This is a genomic window from Actinomadura mexicana (assembly GCF_900188105.1).
Lineage (GTDB): Bacteria > Actinomycetota > Actinomycetes > Streptosporangiales > Streptosporangiaceae > Spirillospora > Spirillospora mexicana.
Window position 1 is genome coordinate 296,820 of sequence record NZ_FZNP01000001.1, and the last position, 18,219, is coordinate 315,038.

Below are 18,219 nucleotides of genomic sequence, written 5' to 3' on the forward strand. Positions count from 1 at the left end.
TCCGCTCATGGCCTTGGGGGCCGCCGTCAGAGGCCGTTCCGCCTACAGGTCCGCGGGCTCGATCCGCCGCGGCTCGCTCGGCGTGGCGCTGCCGCGGCGGGCGCGGATCACCAGGTCCCGCCCGCGCATTCCGCTGCTCTGGCTCGCATGGTGCAGTCGTCTGAGGGCGAGCTGGTCGGGCCGCCCCGGATAGGCCTCCAGGAGCGCGGCGGGGTCGTCCGCGCGCATCATGCCGTGATGGCGCATCAGTACGGCGCCGAGCAGCAGCTTCTCGGCGAGGGCGCCGCCGAGACCGGCCTGGACGGGACGTACCGCGACGACGAGGGGGACCGTGACCGGAGGCGTCGGCGCGTCGCCGGTGCCGGCCTCGCGCACCGCGACGATCAGCTTCTCCACGGCCTCGGCGAACGCGGGGAAGCGGGCCCAGCGCCGCAGCGCGGCGATGTCCGCACCGCTCATCGCGCCGTTCCACCCGATCGCGGTGTACTGGGTGCCCGGCGCGTTGCGCGCGAGCTCCACCTTGTCCTGGAGCTCGTCGGGGATCTGCTCCGGCCCGACGGGGATCTCCACGCGGGTGACGGCGTCCGGGCCCGCGCCCGCGGCCTGGGTGATGATCTGCGCGATCGCCCCGGTGAAGGCGCTGTCGCCGGGGAGCCGCTGAAGATCTCCCGCGGCGGCGTCCGAGGGGCCCTCCCAGACCAGGGTCAAGGTCTGCGCGGGCAGGAAGTCGATCAGTGCTTCGAGTCGGCCGGGCAGGTCCCCGGCGGGGGCGCTCACCGGCTCAGTGACGTTCCAGCTCTCGAACAACTGCCGGATCTTCGCCGCGTCCGCCGCGTTCACCAGCCCGACCAGGGCGTCGCGGTCTCCCCTCGTCATCACCCCGGCGAACAGCAGGCGCCCGTGCTCGTCGACGGCCACCCGGTTGCGGGTGTCGATCGGCAGGTTCGCCGTGGAGTAGCCGCTGCTCAGCTGCTCCTCGCTCACCTGGACCAGATCGACCGCCAGCGGGAAGTCGCCGAGAACACCCGCCGGGGGCGCCAGCGTGGTCTGCGCCACCAAGAAGCGCTTGCCGAGCTGGCGGTGGGCGAACCTCCCGGCGACCGGGTCGTAGAAGCACTCGGCCTGCACCTCGATGTTGCCGCTGAACAGCTCGACGATCTGGTAGACCACCTCGGGGTCGGGCAGGGCGCTGAGCTTGCGCGCCGTCGCCCCGCCGGTCGCCGGATCGGGCGCCTCGGCGGGCCAGCGCTGCTGGGCCTCGTCGGGCAGGCTGTCCCAGAACCGGCGCAGCGGGATCGTGATGGTGCGCACGCGGGTGTCGGGCTGGAGCCGGGCGTCGCCGGGGACCCCGGCGGGGAAGGGCGGCAGCCGGTGCCAGACGATGTCCGCGCCGCTCACGGTGGCGTCCGGCAGGGGCGAGCGGTAGGTCAGGTCGCGCTGGGTCACGCTGTTGACCGGCGAGACGGTGCCGTCCGTCTGGGCGATCACCAGCAGGCGGTGCTCGTAGTAGAACGGCAGGGCCCGCCACTGCAGGGCGGTGACGCCCTGCGAGAAGTCGCCGACGCGCTCGGGCAGGTCGAGGCCGCGCAGCTCGTCCTGATCGGCCGCGCCGTCGAGGACGAGATGGTCCGGCCGGCTCGGCAGGCGGTCCGGGATGGCCGGGTACTCGCCCTCGACGAGGCGCACGGGCAGCTCGTGCTGGTGGTCCTCGGCGAAGCCGCGCAACCACTGGTACCAGCTCGGGAAGCCGAAGCGGCGCAGCAGGCTGAAGGCGAGCCGGCGGAAGGCGAGCCGGCGGGCAAGGGTCTGGTTGCGCTCGGCCAGGGCCTGCTCGTGATGCTGGGCGACGATGACCTCCCAGATCGCGCCGGGCGCCGGCGGGCGGGCCGGGGTGGCCGCCTCGTCGAGCCGGCGCGAGCTGAGGATGAGCGGAGCGTCGACGGCCTGCGTGCGCTCGACCACCACGTCGAGCCCGCCCGCGGCGGGGTCCACCTTCACGACCGGGACGTCGACCTCGGCGGCGGCGCGGCCCGGGAAGAGCGTGGGCGAGCGGCGCAGGCTCTGCCAGAGCAGGTCGTAACGGCCGTAGGGCTGGAAGTAGTAGCGCAGCGTATGCGCCCAGCGGTCCTCGATCAGCTGGGTGTGGGTCAGTCGCCCGGCGGCGTCGGGCGTGGCCGGCGCGGGCGATCCCGCGCGCGGGTAGGCCGTGGCCGCCCAGGGACCGGCGCCCGTCCTGCCCAGCCCGTCGGGCGCCGCCTCCACCGCGCCGCCGGCGTCGAAGAAGCGCGCCGTCCAGGGCAGTACGTCGGGCAGCGCCTTGACGATCTCGGCCTCGGCGGTGGGGAGGCTGACCCTCCTGGTGTCCGGCACCTTGGGGTCGTTGCTGTTCAGCGTCTCCAGGTAGTACTTGAGCCGCAGCCATTGGACGTGCTCGGGCGGGCTGCCGTCCGCGGTGGCGAACACCTTGGCCAGCGCGCCGGTCGCCACGGTGAAGTGGTTGGTGCGCTCGTCGGTCGGGCCGAACTCCTCGCTCCGCACCGTCCCGGCCAGGCTCTCCACGGCCTGGAGGTCGGCCGGGGCGAGAGAGGGGCGCAGAAGCTTCATCTGGTCGGCGCCGAGCATGGTGCGGGCGCTGAGCAGCTTGCGGCCCGGGTCGTAGTTCAGCAGAGGCGCGATCGCCGGGTCGAAGGGCTTCGGATCGACGCTCAGCCGCGCCGACGGGCGCACCTCGATCGTCGCGGGAAGTGTCGCGCCGCGCAGGAGCAGGGCCGCCTCGCCGTTGAGCGGCAGCCTGATCGTGCGGGCGACCGGGGCCGGCTGCGGTTCGAGCTCCAGCTGGCCGGTCCCGTTGTCGGGCCGGTCGACCAGGCTGCAGGGCGCGGTGAGCGTGAAGCGCACCTCGACATCGGTGTTCGAGCGTCCGCTGATGGTGACGGCGCGGTAGCGCAGCCGCTGCCGCACGGTGGGCCGCAGGCTGAGCTGGACCAGGGCCAGCAGATCGTCGCCCTCGGCCGGCCGCTCGCCGAGCTGGACGCTGCGCCCAGGCTGGAACAGCAGTTCGACATGGAGGTGGCGGCGGAGGGCGGCGAAGGCCGCGGCGTCGGGGTCGGCGGGGGTGCCGCCGCCCCCCAGCTGCGCGAAGAGCCCCTGGAGCAACTCCAGCAGCTTCGGGCCGCGCAGGGTGCCCGTGACGGGGTCGTGGAGGCTGAAGGTCACCGCCAGGCCGAGGCGTTGCAGCGCACCCCAGCCGTATCGGTCCGCGCCCGGCGGGCAGCTGGCCAGGAAGTCGCCCAGATCGTTGGGCAGTGTCGGCGGGCTGACCTGCAGGGCGGCGGCGTAGCCGTCCGACAGGCGGCCCTGCGGGTCGGTACCGCTGCCGGGGCGCATCCCGCGCAGCCGCTCCACCAGGCGTTCGAGGAGCGGGTGCAGCGCCGTCTCGCGCTTCCCGCCGGGCTGGGTGACGCCCTCCCACTCCGGCCACTCCAGATAGGAGTCCTGCCAGGAGTACCAGGGTCCGCGCTCGTCCCGCACGCCCTGGGCGGAGGGATCGGGCCGGCGGCGGCGCTGGACGGCGCCGGGATACCAGGCCTCCCACTGGCTGGTGTTCAGCGTGTCGCCGGGCATGAGCGGCAGGTCGTCGGCCGGGAGCATCTGGACCTCTTGCAGGAGCCGCAGTTCCTCGGCGAGCCGGGCGGCGCCGGCGAAGGTGTCGGTGGTGGCCGCATCGATGTTCAGCTCGTACAACCGGTAGCCGGCGTTCAGTTCGAGAGGGTAGGCCGCGTCGCCGCTCGGCCCCTGGTTCCAGCGGAACCGGATCGCCCGGATGCCGAGGGGGTGCGGCCGGAACCCGACGATCGCGCCGATGTCGCCGGTGAAGACGAACGGGGCCGGGCCGGGCGTCTCCCCGTCTGATGGAGCGATGCTCTGGAGCGGCATCGGCGTGTGGGCGAGGCCCGGCTCCGCCCGCTCGTCCTCGGGCCGCACCACGTCGAAGGCGGTCGGGCGCGGCAGCCACTCCAGCTCGGCCGGGCGGCGTTCCTCCCGCGGGTTGCCCGAGTGCTCGATGCGGTCGGTCGGCGCGGGGGACGCGGGCGGCGCGGCCACCGCTTCGGCGGCGAGCAGGAGCTGCACCGGCGCCAGGGCCGAGGGCACGTCGCGGTCGGAGACCGTCTGGAAGAAGACCCGCCACGCCTCGGGGCGCCACGCGCCCTCGGGCAGCACTCCCCGCTCGCGCAGCACGGCGACCGGGACCACCGCCCCGCGCGCACCGGGCGGCCCGAAGACGTGATCGAGGTCGATCTTGATGTCGGTGGGCAGGGGGCGGGCGTTCGACGTCGGCAGGCCGGCGGTGCGCCCGCGCTGGGTCGTGCTGTCCAGGCCGTAGGAGCCGATCGGCACGGTGCTCTCGCGGCGGAAGATCAGCCGGTAGGTGCGGATCGGAACCGCGGGACCGTTCTGGCGGGCCGGCTCGCTCCACTCGACGTAGACCTGGCGCGGCGACATCACCTGGGGGGTCGCCGCGCCTCCCGCCGGATCGAGGTCGGCCGGGGCGATGCTGTAGCTCACCGTGAGATCGCCGTCCACCGGCACCGCGGGAGGGGTGTTCGGGTAGCGCGTCGCGATCAGGGTCAGCGGGCGCCCGGAGCTGCCGGCGAAGTCGACAGGGGTGATCGTGTAGACGTAGGCGCGCCCTTCGCGCGGCAGCGCGGCGCGGTCGCTCGCCGTGTCGGAGAAGTGGTCGACCACCTGGAAGCGCGGCTGCAGCAGCGAGAGGGTGTCGGTCGGCGTGGCCTGGTCCGCCCCTTCGGCGCCGGCGACGTCGGTCGTGTGGCGGTGCAGCACCTTGACCGGCTTCACCGTGGTGGTGTGCTCGGCCTCGTCACCGTCGAGGGCCCGCCTGCGCACGAGGTAGTGGGCCAGGTGGTGGTCGGGGTCGTTCTGGGCCCGGCTCGTCCCCGGCATGGCCTGCCGCTGCCAGCCCAGCTCCCAGGCAAGAGCGATCGTGCTCGCGTCGCTGTACTGGCGCACCTGCTCGAACTCGGGCGGGAACAGGCTGAACTGGGCCTGCGCGACGTTGAAGGTGCGTACGTCCTCGCTCGTCGAGCCGGGCGCGGTCGCCTCGGGCCGCTCGCGCTGGCTGATCGACGGCTGGGCGTCCAGGCCGGGCGCCACCTGGTCGAGCCAGGCGGGACGGTGGCCGTCGGCGGTGCGCACCGCGAACACCAGGCCCATCTGGAAGGCCAGCGAGCCGGCGACCAGTTCGTCGCGCCTGGTCTGGCTGCTCTCGGCGTGGAACGCGCGCAGATCGGAGATGATGTCGTGGACGATCACCCCGCGCAGCTGGTGGGCCTGCTGGTCGGCCTGGACGGGGTTGACGGCGCCGGGATCGCCGTCGTCCTCGGCGGCGCCGTCGGCGGAGTAGATCGTCGTGCCCGGGTCGAAGGCCGACTCCAGCAGCCGCTCGTACAGTTCCTGGGGGTCGCGCTTGAGGAAGGGCGAGCCGCCGAACTGCTCGTACGCTCCGCGCACGGCCGCCTCGAACGAGCTGTCGGACGGGTTCTGCACGCGCGGGTCGCTGACCGGGGGGCGGTAGCCGGGCAGCGCACCGGGATCACCGACCGGGTGGGCGACCGCGCCGTCGCCCGCGCCGGCATAGGTCTGCTTGAAGGCGTTGGCGACGTGCTGGGCCAGGCTCAGCCCGTCCTGCAGGGGCGCGGGGGCACCCGGCTCCCCCGTGGCCTGGTTCACGACGCGGCGCTCGGCGGAGCCGCCGGTGTAGAGCCGCGCGGCCCAGTTCACCCCCCAGGTGATCGGCTCGCCGGCCGCGACCGCGCCGCTCACGTCGACGAACCGCGGATCGGGCAGGGGCTCGAAGTGCCGCAGCGTGTAGCTCTCGCCGGCCGCCGGCTTCGGCACGCGCAGCGCGAAGTCCTTCCCGGCCACGGTGCCCTCGGCGGGAGGCGGCGGCAGGAAGCCCGGCTCGGGCTCCGCCACCGGGAAGCCGTCCTCGTCGAGGATGAGCCGGCCCTGCGCGTCCCGGTGCAGGCGTTCGCCCTGTGGCAGCAGCACGAAGTAGATCTGGTGCTCGTCGTCCCAGCTCGGCGAGTCGCGCAGCACGAAGACGACGTAGCCGGGCACATGGAACACCTCGCCTTCGGCCGGGGCCGACGCCCCCTCGCCGACCACGGCCGCGAGGGCGCGCGGCGGCAGGGCGGGGCGACCCGCGGACGACATGCGCGTGAAGGCCGTCGCGGCGTCCAGCGCACCCTCGGTACCCGGCACCGGCTCGACCTCGGTGGCCTCCAGCCCCAGCGACAGGAACTCCTTGGTCCGGTCGAGGGCGGCCTGGACGTTCCCCTCCTCGAAGGCCACCTTGACGGTGGCCTGGAGGCTGTGCCCGCAGCAGGAGACGCCGACGGTGCCGACGCCGCGTATGCCGGGCACGCTCAGCCCCTTGACGCCGATCTCCAGGCCGGCGCTGAACGAGATCTCCAGGCTGAACTTGAACGAGAGCCTGATGGTGGTGAAGACCAGCGGGATCTTGATCCAGAACTCGATGGCGAAGGTGACCTGCACCTCCAGCCCGATCGCGCCGTAGACGGCCGAGTTGGTCGTGGGGTCGCGGAAGTCGATCACGCCGATGTAGCGCGCTCCGAAGGCCACCCGCGCGCTGGCGCTGATCCGCATGCCGACCAGGCCGAGGTCCACTCCGGCGCTCAGTTCGAGCTTGCCGCGGGCCAGGAAGCTCGTTCCGAGCACCATCTCCGTGGTCGAGACGCGGAAGATGAACCCGCCTTCGACCTCCACGGCCAGCGGACCGAGCTTGGTGTGCCAGCGCAGCATGTTGGGCCAGCCCAGCTCGTAGTGGAACAGGCCCGGCTCGATCAGCAGGGTGGCCGAGAAGCGGCTGTTGGCGATCGCGTCGCGGACGAAGTCGGGCAGCGGCGGGTGGTTGCCCGGTTTGCCGCCCTCGGGCTTGGAGACGTGGGCCAGGAAGCGCTTCTGGCGCGGCGAGAGCAGCACGAAGCCGCTCAGGATGGGGTTCTCGCGGACGCCGTCCTTGTTGTTGACGTAGTCGGCGTAGTTGGTGTTGAACCAGCCGCGCACCGCCATGAAGAAGGTCAGGTCGCTGCGGAAGGCGATGACCGCGTCGACGAGGAAGACGCAGGCGAGGTCGGCCTCGGCGAAGGCCTCGTAGCGCAGGGGCGAGGGCGAGGCCGAGGTCTGCGAGATCATCGCTCGCAGCACGATCGTCCAGCGCGGGTCCTGGCCGGCCTCCTCCAGGTCCACCGCCCAGCGGTCGCGCCTGGACAGATCCCCCTGGGTGCGCGAGAGGCCCTCCAGGGTCTTGAGCAGCTTCTTGACGTCGTTCTCGGCGTCGGCGGCCTTGATGGAGGCGATGGTGAAGCGGTAGCCGAAGCCCATCCCGATCTCGCGCAGGTAGATCTGGATGACCGGGATCATGAAGCTGACCTGGCGGATCTCCAGGTAGAGGAACCAGGCCCGCAGCCAGGGCGAGCCGGCGCCGCGGCGCACGCGCAGGAAGCCGAAGCTGGCCGCGATGGCGGGCAGGCCCTGGATCTGGACCAGGCCCTCGCCGATCAGCCCGGTCTGGTCGGGCTCGTCGACGAAGTCGACCGCGCCGTTGAGCCGGAAGGCGGCGCCGAGGGCCAGGTTCACCGCCAGGCGCGTGAAGTGGATGCGCGGCAGGAACTCGCCCGGGAGCGGCAGGCCGATGAACAGCTCGTGGTAGTCGGGCCGCGAGTCCGGCGTGTCGCCGGGGCCCTGGGCGAACTTCAGCTGGCCGGTGACCTGCATGGCCCCGTCGCCGTCGAAGAACTCGCACTGCGGTACGAAGCCGATCGCGCGCAGCTCCATCTCGAAGCAGCCGAGGAAGCTGAACGACTTGGGCTGGGGCAGCTCGATCAGGAACTTCACGTGCTTGCCGATCACCCGGGCGTCGCCGGTGAGCGGGCACTGGACCAGGTCGATGCGGGTCTTGCCGAGCAGGGCCAGCGGCCCGTCGGCGTCGTCGCCGGGGGCCGGTACGAACTGGGCGGAGCCGGTGACGGTGAAGTAGAGGTGGAAGGCGCCGTCGTCGACGAACCGCAGGCCCAGGGCGTCCACCGAGAACTGGAAGCGCGTGCCCTTGCAGTCGAGCAGCTTGACGCCGCGCAGGTTCGCGGCGCCCTGCACGAGGGTCAGGTTGCCGCCCTCGCGCTGGGCGAACTGCAGGGCGATGTCGGCCGTGGCGTCGCCCACGAGGTCGGGCGGCAGCGGGCCCGAGCCGGCGATGGTGAAGTCGGCGATGCGGTTCTCGCGGATCACGAAGCCGCTGTCGGTGAAGCGGAAGCGCGTGCGCAGGCCGTTGAGCCGGGCCGGCCGGTCGGTGACGGTGGCGGCGAGGTTGACGCCCTTGGGCGTGAGGGCGAAGTCCCGCACGCTGAAGGTGATCGGCTCCTCGCTGGCGCGCGTGAAGTCGAGCTCCAGCACCGACCCTTCGGGCTGCTGGATCTGGTAGTGGTAGTCCTTCGTGGCGATGGTGAAGTAGTGGAAGGTCTCGTCGCCCAGGTCCCTGCCCTTGAACCGCCAGCGCATCCCGAACAGGTCGGGGAACTCGCGCTCGGCCTCCGGGGAGCGCAGCTCGATCCCCTGGTCGTGGTCGACCTTGAGGGCGAAGGTGCTGAGGTTGAAGGTCAGGCGGCACAGCAGGTCGAAGCTGAGGCTCAGGACGCGCAGCCGCACCCCGATGTCGAAACCGACCTCGCCCTGGGGCAGGGTGATCGGCAGCCCGTCGAGCGGTGTGCGGAGATAGAGCTGCAGGAACTGGGCGTCCTCGCCCTGGCCCTGCTTGAGGAAGGGCAGGGTGAACGCTCCGCCGGCCGCGTCGATGTTGACGCTCAGCTGGGCGGTCCAGTCGCCCTGGAGGTCGGCTGGGTCGTAGGCCACGGGCGTGCAGAGGGCGGCGGGGTCGTTGAGGTCGAGCGGGGCGATCGGCGTGGTGAGCCGGCGGAAGAAGCCGGGCAGCTTCGCAGCGCCGAGCGGGACGTCGAGCAGCACCAGGCTGCGCGGCCCGCTCGTCGGCTTGAGCGTGACGCTGAAGAGCGGCTTGCCGGGCGGCTGGGGCGGCTCGTCGTTGTGCAGCTCGCGGTCGCCGTCGCGGCCCCAGGCGAAGGTGCTGCCCGCCGTCACCGGGTCGCCCCCCGCCAGGGTGACGACGAGGGCGGCGCGGCCGAGGCCCGCGCCCTGGCGCAGCAGGAGCAGCGAGAAGCGGCTGGACGCCGGGAGGCCCACGTCGAGGCCGGGGAGCGCGAGCGCGGCGCCGGGGGCCGCCGCCTGCCAGTCCAGGCGCAGCTCTTCGAGGCCGTCGCCGATGATCAGGCGCAGGGTGACCTGCTGCTCGCCCGCCGGGCTGCGGTCGCCCAGGTTGGGGACGAGCTGCCCGAGCAGCCCGTTGAGGCCGCCCTCCTTCCACTGCAGCACCAGGCACGCCTTGCCGCCCGCGCGGTGGAAGGCGACCGCGGCGCCGTCGATCACCAGCCCGGTGTCGCCGATCATCACGGGGTGGGGCAGCTGAGCGGTGAACGGCGCGTCGAACCTGATGCCGTCCCTGCCGGCGCTCCCGCTGAGCTTCGGCATCGTGAGCTGGACGAACGGACGTCCGGGGTCGGGCTCGTAGCGGGCGTCGCCGCCGTTGCCCACCTTGCGCATGGGGCGCAGCAGCTCCGGGCCGAAGCGCAGCGCGACGGGCACGTCGGAAACGCGCAGGACGGTCTGCGGCAGGATGTCGATCTCCAGCCCCAGTTCGGCGGGCGCACCGTCGCCGCCGGCGGGGAAGAGCACCAGGCTCACCGCGTCGAGGCCGGGCAGCCCCAGCACGAGCTCCTGCTCGAAGAGCAGGCGGGTGGTCAGATTGACCTCGCCGGCCTTGGCGGTGGTCTGCGGCGGCTCGATCCAGACATGGTCGAGCGCGGCGGGGTCGGGGGGCTTGGGCAGGAAGGACGGCCACTTGCTGCCAAGGAAGTCGTTGAGGGTCACGAACATACTGCTGCTCATGGCAGGCAACCCCCCCACGCCTCGCGTGAGTCGACGTCGGCGTAACGGTCGTATTTGTCCTGATCTTTGCTGCTGAGCACCGTCTGCGTGGTGGGGAGCGGGATGGGGGTGAGGGTGAGCGGCAGGGTGACCCCGCTGCCCGGGGTGCCCCAGGTGCTGTCCCAGACGTTGAGCGCCTTCTCGATGTCGGTGATCTTCTGCTGGTCGGCCGGGGCGAGCAGGCCGAAGTGGTCGCCCCAGAGCCGCATCCGGTACTGCTGCACCAGCACGTCGTCCTCGTCGAGGAGGCCCACCGCGTGCTCGACGTCGCTGTACAGGCTGCGCCGGAAGGCGTTGGCCGAGCCGATGATCGCCCAGTGGTCGTCGACGATCGTGCTCTTGGTGTGCACGATCAGGTTGCGGCTGAACGCGCGCACCCGGCCCCGCTGCTGGCCGTTCAGATCGTGGAGCAGGCCCTTGAACAGCGCGACGTTGGCGTACGGGGGGAAGTGCGGGTCGTTCGGGTCGGTGATCCCGGTGACCAGGATCACCTTGAGATCGTCGCGGGCCTTGAGGGCCTGGTTCAGCCAGATCATCACTTCGACCGACCAGAATCCCTGGTCCTCGATGTAGACGTAGCGCTCGGCGGTGAGGACGGCGTTGAACCAGGCGGAGCGCACCTCGAAGAGGCCGTCGGGGGCGAAGGAGATCTTGTCGTTCTCGGGCAGGATGTTGAAGGTCGTGTAGTTGAAGCGCGGCACGGTGCGCAGCGACTGGACGTGGTGCTTGCCCACCGGCGTGGCCGGCAGGGTCCGCGCCGGAACGACGGGCGTGGTCGGTAAGTGGCTGGCGATCTTCTCGTCGGCATAGCGGAAGGACTTGACCTTGCGCGCTTTGACCTCGTTCCACATGCCGCGGTAGAGGTCGTACATCGCCTGCACCGCCGGACCCTCGACCTTCGCCTGCACGTCGTGCCACTGCGCGGGGGGGTGCGGTGGGCCGCCGTGGCGGTCGCCCACCAGGTCGAGGCCGCCGGTGTAGCCGATGGCGCTGCCGCCGTTGCCGACGAGCACCATCTTGGTGTGCACCGCGCCGGCCGAGTGGGCGATGATGTTCAGGCATGCCTTGTCGGCGAGGGCGGGCGCCTTGCGCAGTTCGCGGATCGCGGCCATGGTGCCCACGTTGACGTCGCGAATACTGCCCGCCCCATTCTGGATCGACGCGGTCAGTACGAAGTAGTCGGCCATCACGGAGAACGAGACCCAGCCCAGGACGCGGACGTCGACTCCGGCCGCCGCCTTGGCCTTGAGCAGGTCGACCAGGTGGTTCGGGGCTCCGGGCCCGTCGAGGGAGAACGGGTTCTCCAGCCCGATCGAAGGCCCGGTCGAGGCGCCCGACGAGCTGGGCGAGGGATTGACCCTTCCGCCCATGAGATGGAGCCACCAGCCGGCGATGTAGAGGAATTGTCCGCTGTTCTCGCTCGGCGTCCCCTGGCCCAGGGCGGCGATCTGCGCGGCGAGGTCGGCGAAGTAGGCGGCGCCGTCGATCAGCGGGGTGACCCGGCAGCCGCCGAAAGTGGCCGGCAGCGGCTCCGAAGGGGGACTCGTATCGTCGGGCTGAACGAAATACTTCTTTTTCAGAGCATCGATATCAGCCACCAGATGGGCCCCCGAAGCTATGTACTGCTACACGATGAATTCAGCATTCTGGTCGAGGAGAACGTCGATGATCGCCGGTCATGAACCGCGGTCAAGATCAGGCCGTTGGGGATGAGACCAGCGAAGGCCCAGCTTTCCAGCGGAGACCCGCCTCCACAACTGTTCGGCCCGATCCGGTCAACAGTGCTCCCATCGCCGGATCGCCGCCATCACCTACCCGCCAGCCAACTCTGGCGGCCGGGAGTCCGCGGATTGGCCGAGTCCTGCAGATCGTCCGGTACCACTGGCACGATTGCTCGGCGGCCTCGGCCCACCCCGCAATCCGGGCCGAGGCGCGCCGGGCATATTTGACGCAGCATTCTGCACGGTGCCGATGGTCGCGTTCGCGATTACGGGGACCGCGAATACTCGCGCGCCGCGAAATGTTGTGATATGACCCCGCTCGATGAGCTCTTCACCCTGAACACGCGGCATCGAGTCCGCGCCATGCCGGCCCGGGTCCGCCTCCTCAGGAGTCGAGGAGGTCGGCCGCCGCGGTGTAGCCGTTCGCGTCGATCACGATGCCCCGCTCCGCGGCCCGGGAGGTGATGTCGGAATCCCAGTGGACGCGGGTCCGGCCCTCGCCGCCGGTGATCACGACCATCTCCCCCGGGTCGGGACCGATGCTCTCGAAGCGACGCCAGGCTCCGACCGGGATCGACAGGGTGTCGTAGGGGCCGAGTTCCGTGGATACCGGGTTCTCCCGGTTCAGGGTGATCCGCCATTGCCCACCGGTCACGATCAGTACCTGGGACTCGTCCACCGAGTGGGTCGACATGCCGCGCCCCCCGGTCGCGCGCAGGCGGGCGAGGCTGAAGCCGTGGGGGTCGGCGAGGCGCGGCCGCTGGTCACGGTCTTCGGTGATCCCGTAACCGACGACGGTGGCCAGTTCGGCGCCGCCGGTCTCCAGCCCGGAGTCCAGGAACGGGGCCGTCGACCAGCGCAGGTCGGATGGGCGGGCCAGCCGGGTGCGCATCTCCTCGACGCCGATCCTGCGGAGCGTGGCGAGCTGGGCGTCGGTCAGCGGACGCTTCAGCTCCACCCCGTCGGGGTACTCGCCCGGTTCGGTCTCGATGAGCCGGTTGTCCGAGGTGAGGTGCAGACCGTGCTCGGCGGCCTTCCTCAGGACGGAAGGCGCCCAGATCAGACCGCCGGAGCTGTCGCGTCCGAGGGCGGTGAACAGGAACGCGTCGTCGGTCCCCACACTGGTGAAGCCGCGGAACACCCAGGTCGGTATCGAGATGACGTCGCCGGGGCCGACCGTCACCTCGCCGTCGTCACCGTGGACGCCCCAGCGGAACAGCCATTCGCCCGCCATGCAGACGAAGACCTCGGCGGTGAAGTGGAGGTGCAGGTTGTTGGTGACACCGGCCGGCATCGCCGCCGCCCCCAGGTTGAAGCCGTGCGGCGCGGTGACCGGAACGACCTGCTCGGCGTTCTCGGAGACGCCCGGCCCGATCAGCGGGTAGTTGATCTTGCCTTCGGAGCCCGGGATCCTCGTGTCGATGAAGGCCGCCGTATCGGCGGTGAGGTCCTTGCGCAGGATCGTCCGGGAGGTGAGTTCGGCCGCGGAAACCTCGGGAGGCATCGGATCGTCCCTTCATGCAAACGTATGCGTAAGAGTTCACGATTGCAGCGAGGAAGTACGTTGTCAACGGCGTGCTAACGTATGCACAGCTTTCACCGAAGGGCGGAACACATGCGCGACAACCGGCTCAAGGAGCTCCTCGGCGCGGGCGAGACCGCGGTCAACGCGTGGTTGTCAGCCGACAGCGCTTATCTCGCCGAGACCCTCTCGCACGCCGGGTTCGACTCGGTGACCGTGGACCTCCAGCACGGCATGTTCGGGCTGGACGGCGCCGTCCGCCTGCTCCAGGCCGTGTCCGCGGGTCCGGCCGTCCCCCTGGCGCGGACCCCGGCGCTCGACGCGGCCGTGATCGGCAAGCTGCTGGACGCCGGCGCGTACGGGATCATCTGCCCGGCCGTGGACGATCCCGTCCAGGCGGCGCGGTTCGTCGCGATGTGCAGGTACCCGCCGGGGGGCGTGCGCAGTTACGGCCCGGCCCGCGCGAACCTCGCGCAGGTCCCCGGATACGTCGAGCAGGCCGACGCGCAGATCCTGACCTGGGCGATGATCGAGTCGCGGGCCGCCCTCGACGCGGTGGAGGCGATCGCGGCCACGCCCGGGCTGGACGGTGTCTACGTCGGTCCGAACGATCTCGCCCTCGCGCTGGGCGTCGAGCCCGGCCTGGCCGTCCCGCCGCCCGAGGTCGACGCGGCGCTCGGCCGGATCGCCGAGGCCGCGCACGCGGCGGGTGTGATCGCGGGCGCCTTCGCCTCCGGCACTGCGGCCGCACTGCGGCTCACCGAGCGGGGCTACGATTTCGTGACGCCGGGCAGCGACATGGCCATCCTGCGGCGGGCCGCCGCGGAGGCCGTCGCGGCCGTGCGGGGAACGGCGGTGACCACGGCGCCGTCCGGCGGATACTGACCCGCCGGGCGGATGGGACCGGAGGGGTGGACGGATGCGAGTGACGAGCCTGGACGTGGCGCGCGCCGCCGGAGTGTCGCAGTCCACGGTGTCGCGGGCGCTGCGCGGCCATCCGGGCATTCCACCCGAGACCGCACGCCGCGTCCGGGAGGCGGCGGCGCGGTTGCGCTACGTCCCCAGCGATCGGGCACGTGATCTGGTCACGCGGAGCAGCCGCCGCATCGCGATGGTCGTCGATCTCGACAACCCGCTGTGGTCGCTTCTTGTCGGACGGCTGTGCGACGAGCTGGACCGGCGCCGATACCGGCTCTCCCTGATCGCCGAGCACGGCGATCCGGACGACATCGAGTCGCATGTGCTCGGCGGCACGGTGGACGGCGTGATCGTCTCCACCGCGTCACGGGACTCGCGGCTCCCGGGCGTCCTGCGCGAGCGCGGGGTGCCGGCGGTGCTGCTGCACCGCTACGCCGAGGACGTCCCGCTCGACGCCTGCGTCGCCGACGACCGGCTCGGCGCGCGGCTCGGCACCCGGATCCTGCTGGAGGCCGGTCACCGCGAGGTCGGCGCGCTGCTCGGACCGCGCACGGCGAGCACGGCGCGCGAGCGGGAGGACGGCTACCGGTCCGCGCTCGCGGACGCCGGGATCGGCCCCGACCCGGCCTGGATCCGGCACGGCGGGTTCGACTTCGAGCACGGACGCTCGGCGGTGGCTGCCATGGCCGCGGAACGGCGGCTTCCGCGTGCGCTGTTCTGCGCGAACGACACGATCGCCCTGGGGGCGATGAACGGCGCGCACGAGCTCGGGCTCCGGGTGCCGGGTGATCTCGCCCTCGTGGGCTTCGACGATCTGGAGCAGGCGGCGTGGCCGCTGGTCGGGCTGACCACGCTGCGCGTGCCGTTCGAGGACATGCTGCGCAGCGCGGTGGACCGGCTCCTGGACAGGATCGCGGGGGACGACGGCGGACCGCGACGCGTCGTCCACCCCGTCGAGCCCGTCCTGCGCACCTCGCACGCGCGCGGCTGACCGGGCCGCCGCGTCACCCCGCGAGCCAGCGCCTGAGGTGGGCGGCGACCTCGCCGGGGCACTCCAGGGGCGACATGTGCCCGCAGCCCGGGACGACCTCGTGCCGCGCCGTCCGGATCGGTTCCGCGAGGTCCCGCTGGAGCGCCGGCGGGCTCACCTCGTCCAGCTCACCGCTCAGCACCAGCACCGGGACGTCGATCGCGGCCAGCGAGGGGTGGAGGTCGATTCGCGACTGCTGCGCGCGGAGCTGCCGCAGCAGGCCGTCCGGCCCCACGGCGCCGGCCATGCGCTCGTTGAAGGAGACCAGGCCGGGATCGGCGCGGCGGACGGCGGGCAGCGTGGCCCTCGCCGACTCGGCGGCGACCGCCGCGAACTCGCCCCGTGCGACCCGCTCGGCGAGCCGCGCCCACCCCGCGCGCTGGGCGGGCGAGCCGGCGCCGGCACTGGTGTTGAGCAGCGCGAGCCGGGTGATCCGCCCGGGGGCCCGCCGCACGACCTCCATGGCGACGATGCCGCCGAGCGAATGTCCCGCCAGCGCGAACCGCGCGGGCGCCCCGTCGAGCACCCGGGCGGCGAGCCCGGCGATCGAGTCGTCGAGGTCGACGCGGGGGCGCAGGACCTCCGTCTCCGGCCCGAGCGCCGCGACCACGCCGTCCCACACCGTGGCGTCCCCGAGCATCCCGGGGAGCAGCACCAGCGGGTCCGCGGCCCGGGCACCGCTCACCTCGCCACCATCCCGGCGGACAGGTCGATGTCGGCGCAGTGCAGACCCGACATCATCAGCATCGCCACCACGGCGCGTCCGACCTCGTCCTCTTCGAGGAGGCGGCCGAGAGCGGCGCGGGAGGCGAACGCCGTCTCGGCCTCCTGCTCGGTGATGCCGAGGCGGGCGGCCTCCAACCGGAAGTTGCGCTCCATGCGGGGACCGCGGACGGGGCCGGGCGACAGCGAGTTGACCCGGATCCCGAGCGGGCCGACCTCCGCGCCGAGGGTGGTGGTGAGGCCGATCACGGCCATCTTCGAGGCGGTGTACGGGGTGCGCAGCGCCAGCGGGCGCTTGCCGCTCACGGACGCGATGTTGATGATGTCGCCGGAACCGCGGGCGAGGAGGGCGGGGATCAGCGCGCGGCAGACGAGGTAGGTTCCGCGCACGTTCGCGGCGAAGACCGCGTCCCACTCGTCCGGCTCGATCTCGGTGAGCGGCTTGACCGGTCCGGCGACGCCCGCGCAGTTGACCACGATGGACACGTCCTCGTCGGCGACCGCCGACGCCAGGGCCGCCACCGAGCCGGCGTCGGCGACGTCGGCCGGGGCGACGCGGGCGCCGGCGCCCCGGGCGGTCATCAGCCGGGCCGTCTCGTCCAGGTTCGCCCGCGTGCGACCCGCGGCGACCACCCGTACCCCGGCATCGCCCAGGGCGAGGGCGATGGCGCGGCCGAGGCCGTTGCCGGCACCGGTGACCAGCGCCGTCCGGCCGCGCACGCCGTCGAGCACGTCGCCCGGCACGTCGCCCGGCACGTCAGGCATCGGCGCGCACCCCGGTGAAGTCGTGGTCGCTCCACGGCAGCGTTCCGCCCCGGTACTTCGCGGCGCGGACGTCGCCGGATCGGGCGTGCCCCTCGAACAGCTCCACCCGGGCGGCGCGGCCGCACACCTCGCCGAGCCTCGCGCTGGACTCCGGGTCGGTGACCTCCTGGTAGGTGACGGTCTTGAGGTACTTGCCGACCCACAGGCCGCCGGTGAAACGGGCGCTGCCCCGGGTGGGCAGCACGTGGTTGGTGCCGATCACCTTGTCCCCGTACGACACGCAGGTGCCCTCGCCGAGGAAGAGCGCGCCGTAGTCGTGCATCTTCTCCAGGGCCTGCCGCGGTTCACGGGTGAGGACCTGGACGTGCTCGGAGGCGAAGGTGTCGGCGACGGCGAACGCCTCGTCCAGGTCGTCCACCACGAGGACCTGCCCGTGGTCGCGCCAGGCCGGGGCGGCGAAGTCGCGGGTCGGCATGTCGCCGAGGAGCCGTTCCACGTGCGCCATCGCCCTGCGCGCCACCTGCTCGCTGGTGGTGACCAGCACCGCCGGCGAGTCGGGGCCGTGCTCGGCCTGGCTCAGCAGGTCCACGGCCACCACGAACGGGTCCGCGGCGTCGTCGGCGACCACGAGGATCTCGGTGGGCCCGGCGAACAGGTCGATGCCGACCTCGCCGAACAGCTGCCGCTTGGCCTCGGCGACGTAGGCGTTGCCCGGCCCGGCGATCATGTCCACGCGCTCCATCGACTCGGTGCCGATCGCCAGCGCCGCCATCGCCTGCACGCCGCCCAGCAGGTGGATCTCGTCCGCCCCGGCCAGGTGCATCGCGGCGACGGTGGCGGCGGGGACCTCGCCGCGGATCGGCGGCGTGCAGGCCACCACCCGCGAGACCCCGGCGACCTTGGCGGTCACGATCGTCATGTGCGCGGACGCGGTGAGCGGGTACCGCCCGCCGGGTACGTAGGCGCCGACCGCGCGGACCGGCAGGTTGCGCTGGCCGAGGCGCACCCCGGGCAGCGTCTCCAGCTCGAAGTCGGTGAGGGAGGCGCGCTGGCGTTCGGCGAAGGCCCGGACCTGCGCCTGCACCCATTCGATGTCCTCGATGACCTGCTTGGGCACCCCCGCGACGATCTCGTCGATCTGGCCGGCGGTCAGCCGGAAGGCGGCGGGGGTCCAGTCGTCGAAGCGGGCGGAGTACTCGCGGACCGCCGCGTCCCCGCGGGCGCGGACGTCGTCGAGGATGCCGCGGACCGTCTGCGCGACGCGGCCGTTGTCGGCGGCGGTCTGCTCGGAGGCGACCGCCTCCTTCAGAAAGGTGATCATTTCGTCCTTCGGGCGGAGGGGATGGAGACGGGAGGGACTCGTCCGCGGGCGCCCGGCGGGGGGTGCGTCCCATGGACAGGCTAGGGAGCGCGAAGGAACAGGACTAGACCGACTTATCCCACAT

Annotated in this window: 8 protein-coding genes; 2 read left to right on the plus strand and 6 right to left on the minus strand. The window is 72.4% G+C overall.

From position 1 onward, the window contains the following. Positions 1 to 42 precede the first annotated feature (42 nt). The 3 genes from CHC11_RS01265 to CHC11_RS01275 all read right to left on the minus strand — a co-directional run bounded on the left by CHC11_RS01265 (position 43) and on the right by CHC11_RS01275 (position 13,320). Positions 43 to 10,056, minus strand: coding sequence for a hypothetical protein (locus tag CHC11_RS01265; protein ID WP_143226876.1), 10,014 nt, complete (start codon positions 10,054 to 10,056; stop codon positions 43 to 45). Next, complete coding sequence (locus CHC11_RS01270) at positions 10,053 to 11,693, minus strand: phospholipase D family protein (protein WP_089309689.1); 1,641 nt, start codon at positions 11,691 to 11,693, stop codon at positions 10,053 to 10,055. Before CHC11_RS01270 ends, CHC11_RS01265 begins: the two co-directional genes overlap by 4 nt. A 508-nt stretch (positions 11,694 to 12,201) precedes the next feature. Continuing rightward, positions 12,202 to 13,320, minus strand: coding sequence for a cupin domain-containing protein (locus CHC11_RS01275; protein WP_089309690.1), 1,119 nt, complete (start codon positions 13,318 to 13,320; stop codon positions 12,202 to 12,204). A 111-nt stretch (positions 13,321 to 13,431) separates the two neighbouring features. On the opposite strand from CHC11_RS01275, the gene CHC11_RS01280 reads away from it, so the two are divergent. Both CHC11_RS01280 and CHC11_RS01285 read left to right on the plus strand, forming a co-directional pair. Beyond that, on the plus strand, positions 13,432 to 14,223 hold the full coding sequence (locus CHC11_RS01280) for an HpcH/HpaI aldolase family protein (RefSeq protein WP_089309691.1): 792 nt from the start codon (positions 13,432 to 13,434) through the stop codon (positions 14,221 to 14,223). Positions 14,224 to 14,257: 34 nt separating this feature from the next. Beyond that, positions 14,258 to 15,247: a LacI family DNA-binding transcriptional regulator gene (locus tag CHC11_RS01285; RefSeq protein ID WP_089309692.1), complete on the plus strand. Its 990-nt coding sequence runs from the start codon at positions 14,258 to 14,260 to the stop codon at positions 15,245 to 15,247. Positions 15,248 to 15,260: 13 nt separating this feature from the next. On the opposite strand, the gene CHC11_RS01290 is transcribed toward CHC11_RS01285, so the two are convergent. From CHC11_RS01290 to hisD, 3 genes are read right to left on the minus strand one after another with little or no spacing between them, the layout of a single operon-like run. After that, positions 15,261 to 15,971, minus strand: coding sequence for an alpha/beta fold hydrolase (locus CHC11_RS01290; protein ID WP_089309693.1), 711 nt, complete (start codon positions 15,969 to 15,971; stop codon positions 15,261 to 15,263). Next, a complete protein-coding gene (locus tag CHC11_RS01295) occupies positions 15,968 to 16,774 on the minus strand; it encodes an SDR family NAD(P)-dependent oxidoreductase (protein ID WP_089309694.1) in 807 nt (268 codons plus the stop codon). Before CHC11_RS01295 ends, CHC11_RS01290 begins: the two co-directional genes overlap by 4 nt. After that, on the minus strand, positions 16,767 to 18,095 hold the full coding sequence (hisD, locus tag CHC11_RS01300; protein ID WP_089309695.1) for a histidinol dehydrogenase: 1,329 nt from the start codon (positions 18,093 to 18,095) through the stop codon (positions 16,767 to 16,769). Before hisD ends, CHC11_RS01295 begins: the two co-directional genes overlap by 8 nt. Positions 18,096 to 18,219 lie beyond the last annotated feature (124 nt).